The sequence below is a fragment of the Oceanithermus profundus DSM 14977 genome, assembly GCF_000183745.1.
Lineage (GTDB): Bacteria > Deinococcota > Deinococci > Deinococcales > Marinithermaceae > Oceanithermus > Oceanithermus profundus.
In genome coordinates this window covers 1,670,576-1,684,429 of sequence record NC_014761.1, presented here as the reverse complement: position 1 = coordinate 1,684,429, position 13,854 = coordinate 1,670,576, and the positions used below count along the sequence as shown (strand labels likewise).

Sequence of the window (13,854 nt, the reverse complement as noted above, 5' to 3'; positions counted from 1 at the left end):
CCAGGCCTTGGCCCGTTCCCGCGGGGATGGGCTAGGCTTGAAGTATGGCACGCCCGCTCGCCGCCGCGCCCGACTGGCCGCACTGCGGTCGGGTCACCCTCAAGCCCTTCGCTTACGGCCTCACGGCCGAGGAATGGCGCGGGTTCTGGGAGAGCTTCCGCGATCCCGAGATCGCGGAGTGGAACGGCAACCGCCCGCTGCGGATGCCGCTGTGGCTCTTCAAGCGGGTGGTGCAGGGGGAGATCAAGCGCGGCGACCGCCTGGGCTTCGTCGTCCTCGACGAGCACGGCGACTGGCTGGGCACCCTCGAGCTCTACGAGATGAAGGGGCGCGAGGCCACCCTGGGCATCATCCTGGGCCGCAAGGACCGCTGGGGGCAGGGGTACGGCCGCGAGGCGGTGCGGGCGCTGCTCGACTACGCCTTCGGCACCCTGGGGCTCGAGCGCGTCAAGCTGCGCACCTTCAGCCACAACCTGCGGGCGCGGCGCGCCTTCGCCGCGGCGGGTTTCCGCGAGGTGGGCGTGGAGGCGTTGCCCGGGGGGAAGCAGGACACCCTGATGGAAGTGCGAAAGGAGGAGTGGCGTGCGCCTTGCGGTGGCGGATGACGTGCGGCCGGACTACCTGAGCGGGCTTCCCGGCGGCGTGGAGGTCGTGCGCTTTCCCCTGGAAGGGGCGCCGGGCCCGGAGGTCCTGGCCGCCGAGTTCGTGGTGCCCACCCGCCGGCCGATGGCCGAGGCCCTGGAGCGGATGCCCAACCTGCGCGTGGTGCAGACGATCTCGGCGGGGGTGGACTGGGTGCTGCCCTTCGTGCCCGAAGGGGTGACGCTCGCCGACGCCCGCGGCGTCCACGACGTGGCCGTGAGCGAGTGGGTGCTGACCGCGTTGCTCGTGGCCACCAAACGCGTGCCCGAGCTGGTGGAACGTCAAGGGGCGGCCGCGTGGGACGGCGGCTTCCGGCCGGGCGAGCTCTGGGGGCAGACCGTGCTGATCCTCGGCTACGGCTCCATCGGCCGGGCGGTCGAGGCGCGGCTCGCGCCCTTCGGGGTGCGCGTCCTGCGCCTCGCCCGCCGGCCGCGCGCCGGGGTGCGCACCCTGGAGGCGATGCCGGAGCTGCTGCCGCACGCCGACGCCGTGGTGCTGCTGCTGCCGCTCACCCCGGCGACCCGGGGGCTGGTGGACGCCGCCTTCCTGGAGCGGATGAAGCCCGGCGCCCTGCTCGTCAACGCCGGCCGCGGCGCCCTGGTGGACACGGGCGCGCTCTTGGAGGCGCTGCGCGCCGGCCGCGTGCGCGCCGCGCTCGACGTGACCGATCCCGAACCCCTGCCCCAGGACCACCCGCTCTGGCGCGCGCCCGGGGTCTGGATCACCCCGCACCTGGCCGGCAGCTCGCCGCGGCTGCGGGCGCGCGGCTTCGCCCTGGTGCGGGCGCAGGTGGCGCGCTACCTGCGCGGCGCGCCGCTGTTCAACGTGGTCCGCGAAGGCTACTGAGCGGCGTAGAATGGGGGCGTACGCCATGGACTTCGATCTCAAGCGCTTCCTGCGCGAGCGGTACCAGGTTTCCGGGCTGGTGGCTCCGGGCCGTTTCGAAAGCGAGCTGGCCAAGCGCATCGGCACCCCGAAGAAGCGCAAGCCGGTCCTCGCCGCCTGGCAGGCCTACCTCGGCGAGCCCGGCCGCGAGGCGGTGCGAAGATTTTACGGGCGGACGCTCGAGCCGGGACCGCACCGGCTCGAGGCCCTGGTCTACGCCCTGCACTACCCCTTCCTGCAGTTCTACGCGCGCGTGGTGCCCGAACTGCTGCCCGCGGGCGGCCGCGTTCTCGAGGTGGGGGCCTACACCGGAGCGCTCGTGCACGCGCTGGCGCTGCAGCGCCCCGAGCTGGAGTGGCACGCCCTCGAGCCCCTGCCCGAGGCCGTGCGCCGCGGCGAGGGGGTGGGCCGGGAGCTGGGGCTCGAGGTCCGCTGGCACACGGACTGGTGGGAGACGTTCGAGCCCGCGGAACCCTACGACGCGGTGCTGCTGCTCTCGGTCCTCCCCGAGGGCTACCTGCGCACCGACCTGCCCCCCGAGTTCGAAGACGACGCCGCGTTCTACCGCGCCTTCGAGCTCTGCGAGCGCCTCGAGCGGCTGGGGCGGGTGCTCGCGCCCGGCGGCCGGGTCCTCTACGGCCACGGCCCCTTCCTGGGCAAGCACCCCGCCGCCTTCGAGCGCCTGCTGGAGGCGATGGGCTTCGAGGAGGTGGAGCGGCACGGTTCCGGCGACTACGTGCTGATCGGCGCCCGCCGCGGAGCGACGCTGCGCGACGCGCGGTCCCTGGGCGCGCGCCGCCCCGCGCCGGACGCCCCCGCGGAGGAGCCGCCGGCGGACCGCGGTGCGCGGGCGCGGGCGGCGCTGGCCGCCGGCGACGCGCGGGCAGCGCTGGAGCTGCTCGAGGGCGTGGAGGGCGACGAGGCCGCGGAGCTGCGCGGCCGGGCGCTGGCGGCGCTGGGGCGCTGGCGCGAGGCCGAGGCGGCGCTGGTCCAGGCCGCCGGCGAGGAGGCCCGCGACCTGCGGGCGCGGGCGCTGGTCGAGCTGGGCCGCGGAGCCGAGGCGCTGGAGCGGCTCGAACGCCGGGCGGCGCGCGACCCCGAGCGGCTGCGGCTCCTCGCCCGGGCGTACGCCCAGGCGGGCCGGGAAGCCGACGCGCTGCGCGCCTTCGCCCGGCTCGAGAGCGAGCGTCCCCCCGAGCTCGAGGCGGTGCTCGAGCGTTTCTCGGAGAAGCTGTTCCGCGACCTGCGCGCGGGGCGGCTGGCCGAGGTGAGCCGCCGGGTGGAGTTCGCCGAGGACCTCTCGCGCGACTTCCTCACCCGCGAGCTGCTCTACCTGGGCCTGCACGCGGCGCTGGGGCAGCGGCTCTGGGCGCGCGCGGAGCGTTACGCCCGCCGCCTCTACGACCTGGGCGAGGTCAGCGGCGCGGTGGGGCTGGCGCTCGCGCACCTGCGCATCCGCGACGTGGACGAGGTCGAGACGATCGAGCAGGCCGACCTGGAGGCCGTCGAGCCCTACCTGACCGACGCGGTGGCGCGCAGCGAGGAACCGCTGGCGCTGATGGCGCTGGGGCGGTTGCGCTACGAACAGGGGCGGTACGAGGAGGCGCGCCGGCTCCTGGAGCAGGCGGCGCGGGCCGCGCGCGGGGCTCCGGTGGGGGCCGCCTACCGGCTGCTGGCCGAAGTGCTCGAGCGCCTCGAGGCCCCGCTGCCCCAGGTGCTGGGGGCGCACAAACGGGCCCACGCCTTCCACCCTTACCCGCCGGGCCGCCTGCTCGAGCTCGCGGAGCGGGCCGCCGAGGCGGGGGAGGAGGTGCTGGCGCGCGAGTTCCTGGGCGCCCTGCGCGAGACCGGCCTGGCCGAGCTGCCGCGGGCGCGCACCGGCGACCTGGTGCGCCTGATCGAGGCCCTGGAGGGCGCGTGGGAGGCCTTCCGGGTCCTGTGGGACGCGCTCGCGCGCACGCCCGGCGCCGGACCCGAGGCGCTGGAACAGGCCTACCGGCTCTCGCGCCCCTTCGCCGCCGAGGAGGAAGCGGAGCGCGCCTTGACCGCCTACGTGGGGGCGCTCAACCAGCAGGGGCGCGCGCAGGAGGCGCTGGCGGTGCTCGAAGCCGAGGTCGAGCGCCGGCCCCACGTGCTCGGCCTCCTCTTCGACCTGGCCGAACAGTACGAACGCCTCGGGCGCTTCACCGAGGCGCAGGCCGTCTGGAAGCGCGCCCTTGAGGCCGCCTACTACCAGGAGAAGGACCTGGAGCTGGCGCGCGAGGTGCTGCGCAACCTCCTCTTCCTCAACCCCCACGACCCCGAGCTCGAGCTCTACCTCGCCGAGCTGAAGGCGACCTCGGCCAAGCTCGCCGAGCTCGAAGGCGCCCCCGACGCGCTCGCGGGGCAGACCCCCAAGAGCGTGATGACCGCGGACCTGCCGCGCTTTTCGGGGGAGTACCTGATCGTCCTCGGCGGCCACACCCAGCTGCGCAGCCGCCTCAAGCCGCGGCTCGAAGAGCTGGGCCTCAGGGTCGACTGGTTCGACTCCGACTCCACCACCGCGGCGCGCGAGAGCCTGCGCCGCATCCAGAGCCGGCTGAGCCGCGCCCACGGGGTGATCATCGTCAGTTCCTACGTGGGGCACGACCTCTCCGAGCCGGTCCGGGCCGAGGCGCTGGCCCGGGGCGTGCCGGTCTACATCACCCCCGGCCGCGCCCGCGGGGTGACCGGGCTGGTGCGCGCCCTCGCGGAGTTCGCCCCCGAGATCATCAAGAAGGCGATCGGCTAGGCTCCGGCTGGTATGATAGGCGGCGATGACGCAAGAAACCCCCATCGAAAAGCTTGCGATCAACGCGCTAAGGTTCCTGGCCGCCGACGCGGTGGAGGCGGCGAAGTCGGGCCACCCGGGCATGCCCATGGGCGCGGCGCCGATGGCCTACGTGCTCTGGCACGACTTCCTCAAGCACAACCCCGCCGACCCGCGCTGGCCCGACCGCGACCGCTTCGTGCTCTCGGCGGGCCACGGCTCGATGCTGCTCTACGCGCTCTTGCACCTCAGCGGCTACGACCTGCCGCTCGAGGAGCTGAAGCGCTTCCGCCAGTGGGGTTCGAAGACGCCGGGCCACCCCGAGTACGGCCACACCCCGGGCGTCGAGGTGACGACCGGGCCCCTGGGGCAGGGGATCAGCACCGCCGTGGGGCTGGCCCTCGCCGAGTTCAAGCTCGCGGCCGAGTTCAACCGCGAGCGTTTCCAGATCGTCGACCACCACACCTACGTGATCGCCTCCGACGGCGACCTGATGGAGGGCGTCGCCTCCGAGGCCTCGAGCCTCGCGGGGCACTGGAAGCTGGGGAAGCTGATCGTCCTCTGGGACGACAACCGCATCTCCATCGACGGTTCCACTTCGCTGGCCTTCAGCGAGGACGTGCTGGCGCGTTACAAGGCCTACGGCTGGCAGACCCTGATCGTCGAGGACGGCAACGACACCGGCGAGATCCGCGCGGCCATCGAGGTCGCCCGGGCCCACACCGCCGCCCCGACGCTGATCGCCGTGCGCACCCACATCGGCTTCGGCAGCCCCAAGCAGGACACTCCGGACGCCCACGGAGCGCCGCTGGGTGAGGAGGCGCTGGCGGCCGCCCGTGAGAAGCTGGGCTGGCCCTACGGCCCCTTCGAGATCCCCGAGGAGGTCTACGCCCATTACCGCCGCGCCCTGGACAAGGGGCTCGCGGCCCAGGAGGCCTGGGAACAGCGTTTCGAGGCCTACAGCTGGGAGTTCCCCGAGCTGGGCGAGGAGTTCACCCGCAGGGTCGTCCAGGGGGCGCTGCCCGCGGGCTGGCGCGAGCGCCTGCCGCGCTTCGAGGCGGACGCCAAGGTGGCCACCCGCAAGGCCAGCGGCCAGGTGCTGGCCGCGCTCTCGCCTCACCTGCCCGAGCTGCTCGGCGGTTCGGCCGACCTGACGCCCTCGAACAACACCAAGGCCCCCGACATGGCCGACTTCTCGCCCGAGAACCCGACGGGCCGCTACATCCACTACGGCGTGCGCGAGCACGCGATGGGGGCGATCCTGAACGGGCTGGCGCTGCACGGGGGCTTCCGCCCCTACGGCGGCACCTTCCTGGTCTTCTCCGACTACATGCGCGGGGCGGTGCGCCTGGCGGCGCTGATGGGCACCCCCGTCGTCTACGTCTGGACCCACGACTCGATCGCCATCGGCGAGGACGGCCCCACCCACCAGCCCGTCGAGCACCTGATGAGCCTGCGGGCGCTGCCAAACCTGTGGGTGATCCGCCCCGCCGACGCCGCCGAGACCGCCGTGGCCTGGAGGATGGCGCTCGAGCGCACCTCCGGCCCCACCGCGCTGATCCTCACCCGCCAGGGGCTGCCGGTGCTCGACCGCGGGCGCTACGCCCCGGCCGAGGAGGCCCTGAAGGGGGGGTACGTCCTCAGCGAACCCTCGGATCCGCCGCGCGGCGTCCTCGTCGCCACCGGCAGCGAGGTGGCCCTGGCGCTCGCCGCGCAGGAGCGGTTGGCGGCCGAGGGGCTGCCCGTCCGCGTCGTCAGCCTGCCCTGTTTCGAGGCCTTCGAGGCCCAGGACGCCGCCTACCGGCGCGCGGTGCTGCCGCCCGAGCTGCCGGCGCTCGCCGTCGAGGCCGGGGCCACGCTGGGCTGGGAGCGCTACGCCGACGAGGTGATCGGCCTCGACCGCTTCGGGGCCAGCGCCCCCGGCGAGGTCGTCTACCGCGAACTGGGCTTCACCGCGGAGCACGTGGCCGAGCGGATGAAGGCCCTGCTGGAAAGGTAGCCTATGAAAAGGGTCGTCAGTGTATCCATCGGGTCGTCGAAGCGCGACTCCAAGACCGAGGCCGAGTTCCTGGGCCGGCGCTTTTCCATCGAGCGCATCGGCACCGACGGCAGCTTCGAGAAGGCCATCCAGCTCATCCAGCAGCTCGATGCCGACCCCGAGGTGGCCGCGATCGGGCTTGGCGGCATCGACCTCTACCTCTACGCCGCGGGCCGCCGCTACACCATCCGCGACGCCCTGAAACTGGCGCGCGCCGCGAAGCAAACGCCGGTCGTCGACGGTTCGGGGCTCAAGCACACCCTCGAGCGCAAGGTGGTGCACGACCTCGACGCCGAGCTCTCCTGGAAGGAGCGCAAGGTGGTCATGACCTCCGCGGTCGACCGCTTCGGCATGGCCGAGGCGCTGTGGGAGCACGGCGCGGAGATGGTCTTCGGCGACCTGATCTTCGGCCTGGGCGTGCCCGTGCCCATCCGCACCCTCCGGGGGCTGCGCATCCTCGCCCGCATCCTGCTGCCCGTCTTCACCCAGCTGCCCTTCAAGATGCTCTACCCCACGGGCGAGAAGCAGGAGAAGCAGATCCAGGACTGGCGCGGCAAGTACTACGACTGGGCCGACGTGATCGCCGGCGACTTCCTCTACATCAAGCGCTTCATGCCCCCGTCCATCGCGGGCAAGGTCGTGCTCACCAACACCACGACCGAAGAGGACGTGGAGATGCTGCGCGCACGCGGCGCGGCGATGCTGATCACCACCACCCCCCGCCTGGGCGGCCGCAGCTTCGGCACCAACGTCATGGAGGGCGTGATCGTGGCCCTTGCCGGCAAGTACCCGCTCGACGAGCGCGACTACCTCGAGTACATCGATCGCCTGGGCCTGGGGCCCAACGTCACCCGCTTCACCGGAAGCGAATAAAATGCGGATTGGAGGCTCACCTGCATGATCAGCGTAACCGACCTGAGACCCGGCACCAAGGTGGAGATGGACGGCGCCCTGTGGGAGTGCGTCGACTATCAGCACCAGAAGATCGGCCGCGGCGGCGCCAAGGTGGTGGCCAAGTTCAAGAACCTCGAGACCGGCGCCACCGTCGAGCGCACCTTCAACTCCGGCGAGAAGCTGAAGGACATCTTCGTCGAGGCGCGGGAGATGCAGTACCTCTACCCCGAGGGCGACGATCTGGTGCTCATGGACCTCGAGACCTACGAGCAGTACCACGTCCCCAAGGCGGCCGCGGGCGAGGCCGGGAAGTTCCTCAAGGAAGGCATCACCCTGATCGCCGACGTCTACGACGGCCGGGTGATCAAGGTCACGCCGCCCACCGTCGTCGAGCTCGAGGTCACCGAGGCCCCGCCCGGCATCAAGGGCGACACCGCCTCGGGCGGTTCCAAGCCCGCCACCCTCGAGACCGGAGCGGTGGTCAACGTCCCGCTCTTCATCGAGGCCGGCGAGGTCATCAAGATCGACACCCGCACCGGCGAGTACGCCGGCCGGGCCTAGGGAGGCGCACGTGAACGCCAAGGAGATCAAGGCCATCCTGCAGGCGATGGTGGCCACCGAAACCGACGAACTGACGCTCGAGACCCCCGACTTCAAGCTGTCGGTGCGGCGCAGCGTGCCCGCGCCGCCCCCCGCGCCCGCTCCGGCGCCGGCCCCGGCGGCCGCTCCGGCCGCTCCGGCTCCGGCGGCGCCCCCCCCGGCGGCCGAGGCGCCCGCGCCCGCGGCCGCGGGCGAGCCGGCGGCGGAGGCCGCGCCCGAGGCGGGCGAATGCCCCGGCTGCGTCGAGATCACCGCGCCCATCGTGGGCACCTTCTACCGCAAACCCGCCCCCGACGCCGAACCCTTCGTGAACGTGGGCGACCGCATCGAAAAAGGGCAGGTCGTCTGCATCATCGAGGCGATGAAGCTCTTCAACGAGATCGAGTCCGAGGTCTCCGGCGTGGTCCGCAAGATCCTGGTCGAAGACGGCGAACCCGTCGAGTACGGCCAGCCGCTCTTCCTCGTCGAGCCGGCCTAGGGGGCGTATGTTCAAGAAAGTCCTCATCGCCAACCGCGGCGAGATCGCCCTGCGCATCCTGCGCGCCGCCCGGGAGCTGGGCGTGCGCACCGTGGTGGTGCACTCCAAGGCCGACGCGGACAGCCTGCCGGTGCTGCTAGCCGACGAGGCCATCTGCATCGGGCCGGCCAGCCCCCAGCAGAGCTACCTCAACATCCCCAACATCCTCTCGGCCGCCATCATCAGCGGCGCCGACGCCATCCACCCCGGCTACGGCTTCCTCGCCGAGAACGCCCAGTTCGCGGAGATGACCGCCGAGCACGGCATCACCTTCATCGGGCCCACGCCCGAGAACATGCGCATGCTCGGCGACAAGGCCACGGCGCGCCGCATCGCCCGCGAGGCGGGGGTGCCGATCGTGCCGGGCACCGACGCGCTTGAGAGCGTGGAGGAGGCCCTCGCGGCCGCCTCCGAGATCGGCTACCCCGTCATTCTCAAGGCGTCGGCCGGCGGCGGCGGCCGCGGCATGCGCGTGGTGCACAACCCCGAAGACCTCGAGAACGCGGTGCTGCAGGCGCAGGAGGAGGCCCGCGCCGCCTTCGGCAACCCCGAGATCTACCTGGAGAAGTACGTCGAAGAGCCCAAACACGTCGAGGTTCAGGTGCTGGGCGACGGCGAGCGGGTGGTGCACCTGTGGGAGCGCGACTGCTCGATCCAAAGGCGGCACCAGAAGCTGCTCGAAGAGGCCCCCTCGATCCTCCCCGACGAGGTGCGCGAGGGCCTGGTCTCGGCCGCGGTCAAGCTGGCCGAGCACATCGGCTACACCTCCGCGGGGACGCTCGAGTTTCTGGTCGACCGCGAGGGCCATTACTACTTCATCGAGATGAACACCCGCATCCAGGTCGAGCACCCGGTCACCGAGATGATCACCGGGGTCGACCTGGTGGCCGAGCAGTTCCGCATCGCCGCCGGCGAGGGGCTGCGCCTGCGCCAGGAAGAGATCGAGGCCCGCGGCCACGCCATCGAGGTGCGGATCAACGCCGAGGACCCCGATCGCAACTTCCGGCCCTCGATCGGCAAGATCGAGACCCTGCTCTGGCCCGGTGGCAACGGCGTGCGCATCGACTCCCACGTCTACACCGGCTACGCCATCCCCAGCCAGTACGACTCGCTCATCGGCAAGGTGATCGTCTGGGGCGCCGACCGCGAGGAGGCCATCCGGCGCATGAAGCGGGCCCTCGCCGAGACCGTCGTGGACGGCCCGGGCCTCAAGACGACCGTCCCCTTCCACAAGAAGGTGCTCGACAACGCCTTCTTCCGCCGCGGCGCGATCTACACCAACTTCATCGCGCGCCGCATGTCGGAGTGAGCGGGCGATGCGGTAAGGTGGAGCCATGGTGGAGTACGAGCTCAGCGACGCGGCGATCATCGGCATCATCACCCTGAGCCTCGAGGGGCTCGAAGGCGCGCGCCTCGCCAGCGGCGGCGGCCGCAGCGTGGGCGACGTGCTCTCGGGCCGCCGGGGCCGTCCGGTGCGCATCTCCCGGGAGGAGGGACGCATCCGCGTGGAGTTGCAGCTGGTGGCCCGCTACGGCGAGCCCCTGCGGGAGCTGGCCGAGCAGGTGCAGCGCACCGTCTACGACGTCCTCACGGCCACGACCGGGCTCAAGGTGGAGGCCGTGGACGTGGTCTTCGCCGACGTGACCGCCGAGGGGGAGCATGCGGCGTAGGGCGCGCGAGCTGGCCTTCAAGGTGCTGTTCGAACATCTCCAGGGCGACGTGCCGCTGGAGGAGGCCTGGCGGCACGCGCTCGAGGGGGAGGAGCTCGACGAGGAGGGGCGGGCCTTCGCGCGCCGCCTCGTGGAAGGCTTCGCCCGCCGCGCCGCCGAGGTGGACCGCATCCTGGCCGAGACCGTCGAGGGCTGGGACTTCGGACAGATGTCCAAGACCGACCTGGCGGTGCTGCGGCTGGCCACCTACGAGATGCTCTACGAGGACACCCCCTTCGCGCCGCTGATCGAGGTGGCCGTCAAGATCGCGGGCAAGTACGGCGGGGAAGACTCCGGAAAGTTCGTCAACGGGGTGCTCGCGCGGCTCAAGCGGCGCATCGACGCGGGGGAGCTCACCGCCGCGCCCAAGAAGGACTGAGAGGAGAACGACGTGCCCACACGGATGAGCGGTCACGAGGTTGCGAAATCCGTATACGCGGAGCTGCGTGAGGTGCTGGCGGGCCTCGCCTACACGCCGGCGCTGCGGGTCGTGCGGCTGGGCGAGGACCCGGCCTCGGTCTCCTACACCCGGCTCAAGGACAAGCGGGCCCGGGAGCTGGGCCTCGACAGCCAGGTGATCGCCCTGCCCGAGGGCACCGCCCAGGAGGAGCTGCTCGAGCTGATCGCCCGGCTCAACGCCGACGCCGACGTGGACGGCATCCTGGTGCAGCTGCCGCTGCCGGCGCACGTGGACGCCCAGGCCGTGCTGGAGGCCATCGACCCCGCCAAGGACGTGGACGGCTTCCACCCCTTCAACGTGGGGCGGCTCTGGTCCGGCGGGCGCGCGCTGCGCCCCTGCACCCCCTCGGGGATCTTGCGCATCCTCGACCACTACGGGATCGGGCTCGAGGGCAAGGAGGCGGTCGTGGTGGGGCGCAGCAACATCGTCGGCAAGCCGCTGGCGGCGCTGTTGCTGGGGCGCAACGCCACGGTCACGGTCGCGCACTCGCGCACCCGCGACCTGGCGGCGGTGACCCGCCGCGCCGAGGTGCTGGTGGCCGCGGTGGGGCGGCCCGGCACGATCACGCCGGAGATGGTCCGCGAGGGCGCGGTGCTGGTGGACGTGGGCGTCAACCGCGTGGGCGACCGGCTGGTGGGCGACGTCGACCCCGAGGCCTGGGCGAAGAGCTCGGCCTACACCCCGGTGCCCGGGGGAGTGGGGCCGATGACCGTGGCCATGCTGCTCGCGAACACGGTGCAGGCGGCGAGGTGGCGCCGGGGATGAAGGCGCTCCTGGCCAACGAGGTGCTGTGGGCCGCGTTGATCGCCAACCTCGTGGCCCAGGGCCTCAAGCTGGTGATCCACTACCTCTTCGAGCGCCGCTGGTCGTGGGAGCGCCTGCTCGAGTCGGGGGGCATGCCCAGCAGCCACTCGGCGATGGTGACGGCGCTCGCGACCGGGGTGGGCTTCGTCGCGGGGCTCGACAGCGTCGCCTTCGCGGTCGCCCTGGTCTTCGCGCTGATCGTGATGTACGACGCCACCGGGATCCGGCGGGCGGCCGGCCAGCAGGCCGAGCTGCTCAACGACCTGGTCGAGGAGCTGCGGGCGGTGCTGCACGAGGGCTTCAAGCCCAAACCGCTGAAGGAGTTGTTGGGGCACACCTACCTCGAGGTGTTGATGGGCGCGATCCTCGGCGTGGTCGTAGCCTGGCTCTACGTCGTCCGCTAGCGCGGCGCGGTAAACTTGTCCCAACGGGGTCTGTTAATATTGAACCGAGTATAAGACGAGGGGGTCGCTATGTTGTCGCCGTTGGAAAAACTGCTGTTCGTCCTGGCGTTGCTGGCTTCGGGCTACTTCGGCGGAATCGGGTTCTGGCGCATCTACAAGGCGGTCGCGCGCGGCAAGCCGGCGCCCGGCCGCCTCGACCGCCTGCCCGAACGGATCGGCCACGCGCTCTGGCTCTTCGTCACCCAGCGGACCGTCTTCAAGCGCCGGCCGCTGGTCTCGGCGCTGCACGCCCTCGTCTTCTACGGCTTCATCTACTACCTGGCCGTCAACCTGGTCGACGTGCTTGAGGGCCTCTTCGGTCTGCACGCGGTCGGGGGCTGGTGGAACCCCTACAACCTCCTCGCCGACCTGCTGACCGCCGCCATCCTGGTGGGCATCGTCGGCCTGATGATCCGCCGCTTCGTGCTGAAGCCGCCCGAGTTTACCTTCAACCCCCGCGTCAAGCTGCACGAGAAGGTGGCCGCCGGCATTCCCCGCGACTCGGCGATCGTCGGGGCCTTCATCACCTTCCACGTGGGCTCGCGGTTGCTCTCCAAGGCCGCGCAGCTGGCGCTCGAGGGCGCCGACCCCTACCAGCCCGTCGCCTCGGCGTTGGCGGGGGCGCTGGCCGGCATGGGCGAGGGCGGCCTGGTCGTGCTCGAGCACGTCTTCTGGTGGGGCGCGATCGGCTCGATCCTCGCCTTCATCCCATACTTCCCCCGCTCCAAGCACATCCACCTGATGGTCTCGGCCTTCAAACTCACCTTCCGCGCAGAGAAGCCGGGGGTCCTCGACCCCATCGACTTCGAGGACGAGACGGCCGAGTCGTTCGGGGCGGCCCGGCTCGAGGACTTCAGCTGGCCGCGGCTGATCGACCCCTACGCCTGCATCATGTGCAACCGCTGCGCCGACGTCTGCCCGGCCAACGTCACCGGTAAGGCGCTCAACCCCGCGGCCCTGATCATCAACGAGCGCTACGAGTTCAACGACATCCTGCCGGCCTTTGCCGCCGGTGAGGCGAGCCCGCGCCCGCTGCTCGAGTTCGCGCTCGACGCCGACGCGCTTTGGTCGTGCACCACCTGCATGGCCTGCGTCGAGGTCTGCCCGGTGGGCAACGAGCAGATGCTGCACCTCGTCGACATCCGCCGCGAGCGGGTGCTGATGGAGGGCGACTTCCCCGCCGAGCTGCAAAACGCCTTCCGCGGGATGGAACGGGCCGGCAACCCCTGGGGCATCAGCCAGGAAAAGCGCCTGGACTGGGCCGAGGGGCTCGACTTCAAGGTCCCCACCACCGCCGAGAACCCGCACCCCGAGGTGCTCTACTGGGTGGGTTGCGCCGCCAGTTACGACCCGCGGGCCCAGAAGATCGCGCGCAGCATGGCCGAGATCCTCAACGCCGCCGGCGTGGACTGGGCGGTGCTGGGCACGCGGGAGAAGTGCACCGGCGACTCGGCGCGGCGCGCGGGCAACGAGTACCTCTTCTTCCAGCTGGCCACCGAGAACGTGGCCACCCTGAACGAGGTGGCGCCGAAGAAGATCGTGACCACCTGCCCCCACTGCATGCACACCATCGGCAACGAATACCCGCAGTTCGGCGGGGAGTACGAGGTGGTCCACCACAGCGCCTTCATCGAGCAGCTCCTCGCCGAGGGGCGGCTCGACGTCAAACCCTTCGACGCCGGCGCCAAGGCGACCTTCCACGACCCCTGCTACCTGGGCCGCCACAACGGCCAGTACGAAGCCCCGCGCGACGTCGTGGGTGCGCTCGGCTTCGTGGTCGAAGACCCGGGCCGCAACCGCGAGAACGCCTTCTGCTGCGGGGCCGGCGGCGCGATGTTCTGGAAGGAGGAGGCCCCGGGCGCGGAGCGCATCCCCGAGAACCGCTACCGCGAGCTCGTGGGCACCGGGGCCGAGGTGATCGCCACCGCCTGCCCCTTCTGTACCCAGATGTTCGAGACCGAGGCGGCGGGGACCGAGGGCGGGCCGGAGGTGCGCGACCTCGCCGAACTGGTTGCCGAGGAGCTGCGCAAGAAGCGGGCCTACCTGGGCAGCAGCCGCCCGGCGTTGGGTTAGC

The 13,854-nt window shown here is 71.7% G+C and carries 13 protein-coding genes; all 13 read left to right on the top strand.

Translation table 11 applies throughout. The annotated features are described in order from the left end of the window. The first annotated feature begins 44 nt into the window (after positions 1 to 44). The 13 genes from OCEPR_RS08400 (at position 45) to OCEPR_RS08340 (ending at position 13,853) form a co-directional block, all read left to right on the top strand. Positions 45 to 605, top strand: a complete 561-nt coding sequence (locus OCEPR_RS08400; RefSeq protein ID WP_013458288.1) for a GNAT family N-acetyltransferase — start codon at positions 45 to 47, stop codon at positions 603 to 605. Then, complete coding sequence (locus OCEPR_RS08395; RefSeq protein WP_013458287.1) at positions 583 to 1,488, top strand: 2-hydroxyacid dehydrogenase; 906 nt, start codon at positions 583 to 585, stop codon at positions 1,486 to 1,488. Before OCEPR_RS08400 ends, OCEPR_RS08395 begins: the two co-directional genes overlap by 23 nt. 25 nt (positions 1,489 to 1,513) lie before the next feature. Continuing rightward, positions 1,514 to 4,297, top strand: coding sequence for a DUF2325 domain-containing protein (locus OCEPR_RS08390; RefSeq protein ID WP_041554130.1), 2,784 nt, complete (start codon positions 1,514 to 1,516; stop codon positions 4,295 to 4,297). 25 nt (positions 4,298 to 4,322) lie between these two features. Then, a complete protein-coding gene (gene tkt / locus OCEPR_RS08385; protein WP_013458285.1) occupies positions 4,323 to 6,314 on the top strand; it encodes a transketolase in 1,992 nt (663 codons plus the stop codon). 3 nt (positions 6,315 to 6,317) lie between these two features. Next, complete coding sequence (locus OCEPR_RS08380; protein WP_013458284.1) at positions 6,318 to 7,226, top strand: hypothetical protein; 909 nt, start codon at positions 6,318 to 6,320, stop codon at positions 7,224 to 7,226. Positions 7,227 to 7,250: 24 nt separating this feature from the next. Continuing rightward, the gene (gene efp, locus OCEPR_RS08375) at positions 7,251 to 7,808 is read left to right on the top strand and encodes an elongation factor P (protein ID WP_013458283.1); all 558 of its coding nucleotides are present in this window, start codon (positions 7,251 to 7,253) and stop codon (positions 7,806 to 7,808) included. Positions 7,809 to 7,818: 10 nt separating this feature from the next. Further along, positions 7,819 to 8,325, top strand: a complete 507-nt coding sequence (gene accB, locus OCEPR_RS08370) for an acetyl-CoA carboxylase biotin carboxyl carrier protein (protein ID WP_013458282.1) — start codon at positions 7,819 to 7,821, stop codon at positions 8,323 to 8,325. A gap of 7 nt (positions 8,326 to 8,332) precedes the next feature. Further along, a complete protein-coding gene (accC, locus tag OCEPR_RS08365) occupies positions 8,333 to 9,673 on the top strand; it encodes an acetyl-CoA carboxylase biotin carboxylase subunit (RefSeq protein ID WP_013458281.1) in 1,341 nt (446 codons plus the stop codon). Between the two features lie 25 nt (positions 9,674 to 9,698). Further along, positions 9,699 to 10,034, top strand: a complete 336-nt coding sequence (locus OCEPR_RS08360) for an Asp23/Gls24 family envelope stress response protein (RefSeq protein ID WP_013458280.1) — start codon at positions 9,699 to 9,701, stop codon at positions 10,032 to 10,034. Next, positions 10,024 to 10,452, top strand: a complete 429-nt coding sequence (gene nusB / locus OCEPR_RS08355) for a transcription antitermination factor NusB (protein ID WP_013458279.1) — start codon at positions 10,024 to 10,026, stop codon at positions 10,450 to 10,452. The genes OCEPR_RS08360 and nusB overlap by 11 nt, the downstream gene beginning before the upstream one ends. A gap of 24 nt (positions 10,453 to 10,476) precedes the next feature. Next, positions 10,477 to 11,298 (top strand): bifunctional 5,10-methylenetetrahydrofolate dehydrogenase/5,10-methenyltetrahydrofolate cyclohydrolase, encoded by an 822-nt coding sequence (locus OCEPR_RS08350; RefSeq protein ID WP_041554128.1) that lies wholly within the window; start codon positions 10,477 to 10,479, stop codon positions 11,296 to 11,298. After that, positions 11,295 to 11,741 (top strand): divergent PAP2 family protein, encoded by a 447-nt coding sequence (locus OCEPR_RS08345; protein ID WP_013458277.1) that lies wholly within the window; start codon positions 11,295 to 11,297, stop codon positions 11,739 to 11,741. The genes OCEPR_RS08350 and OCEPR_RS08345 overlap by 4 nt, the downstream gene beginning before the upstream one ends. Positions 11,742 to 11,810: 69 nt before the next feature. Beyond that, entirely contained in the window at positions 11,811 to 13,853 is a 2,043-nt protein-coding gene (locus OCEPR_RS08340) for a (Fe-S)-binding protein (RefSeq protein WP_013458276.1), read from the top strand. Position 13,854: the final 1 nt, after the last annotated feature.

Coding starts and splice junctions, on each gene's coding strand:
- OCEPR_RS08400 (WP_013458288.1), top strand. CDS start 45: ATGGCACGCCCGCTCGCCGCCGCGCCCGACTGGCCGCACTGCGGTCGG.
- OCEPR_RS08390 (WP_041554130.1), top strand. CDS start 1,514: ATGGACTTCGATCTCAAGCGCTTCCTGCGCGAGCGGTACCAGGTTTCC.
- tkt (WP_013458285.1), top strand. CDS start 4,323: ATGACGCAAGAAACCCCCATCGAAAAGCTTGCGATCAACGCGCTAAGG.
- OCEPR_RS08380 (WP_013458284.1), top strand. CDS start 6,318: ATGAAAAGGGTCGTCAGTGTATCCATCGGGTCGTCGAAGCGCGACTCC.
- efp (WP_013458283.1), top strand. CDS start 7,251: ATGATCAGCGTAACCGACCTGAGACCCGGCACCAAGGTGGAGATGGAC.
- accC (WP_013458281.1), top strand. CDS start 8,333: ATGTTCAAGAAAGTCCTCATCGCCAACCGCGGCGAGATCGCCCTGCGC.
- OCEPR_RS08360 (WP_013458280.1), top strand. CDS start 9,699: ATGGTGGAGTACGAGCTCAGCGACGCGGCGATCATCGGCATCATCACC.
- nusB (WP_013458279.1), top strand. CDS start 10,024: ATGCGGCGTAGGGCGCGCGAGCTGGCCTTCAAGGTGCTGTTCGAACAT.
- OCEPR_RS08350 (WP_041554128.1), top strand. CDS start 10,477: ATGAGCGGTCACGAGGTTGCGAAATCCGTATACGCGGAGCTGCGTGAG.
- OCEPR_RS08345 (WP_013458277.1), top strand. CDS start 11,295: ATGAAGGCGCTCCTGGCCAACGAGGTGCTGTGGGCCGCGTTGATCGCC.
- OCEPR_RS08340 (WP_013458276.1), top strand. CDS start 11,811: ATGTTGTCGCCGTTGGAAAAACTGCTGTTCGTCCTGGCGTTGCTGGCT.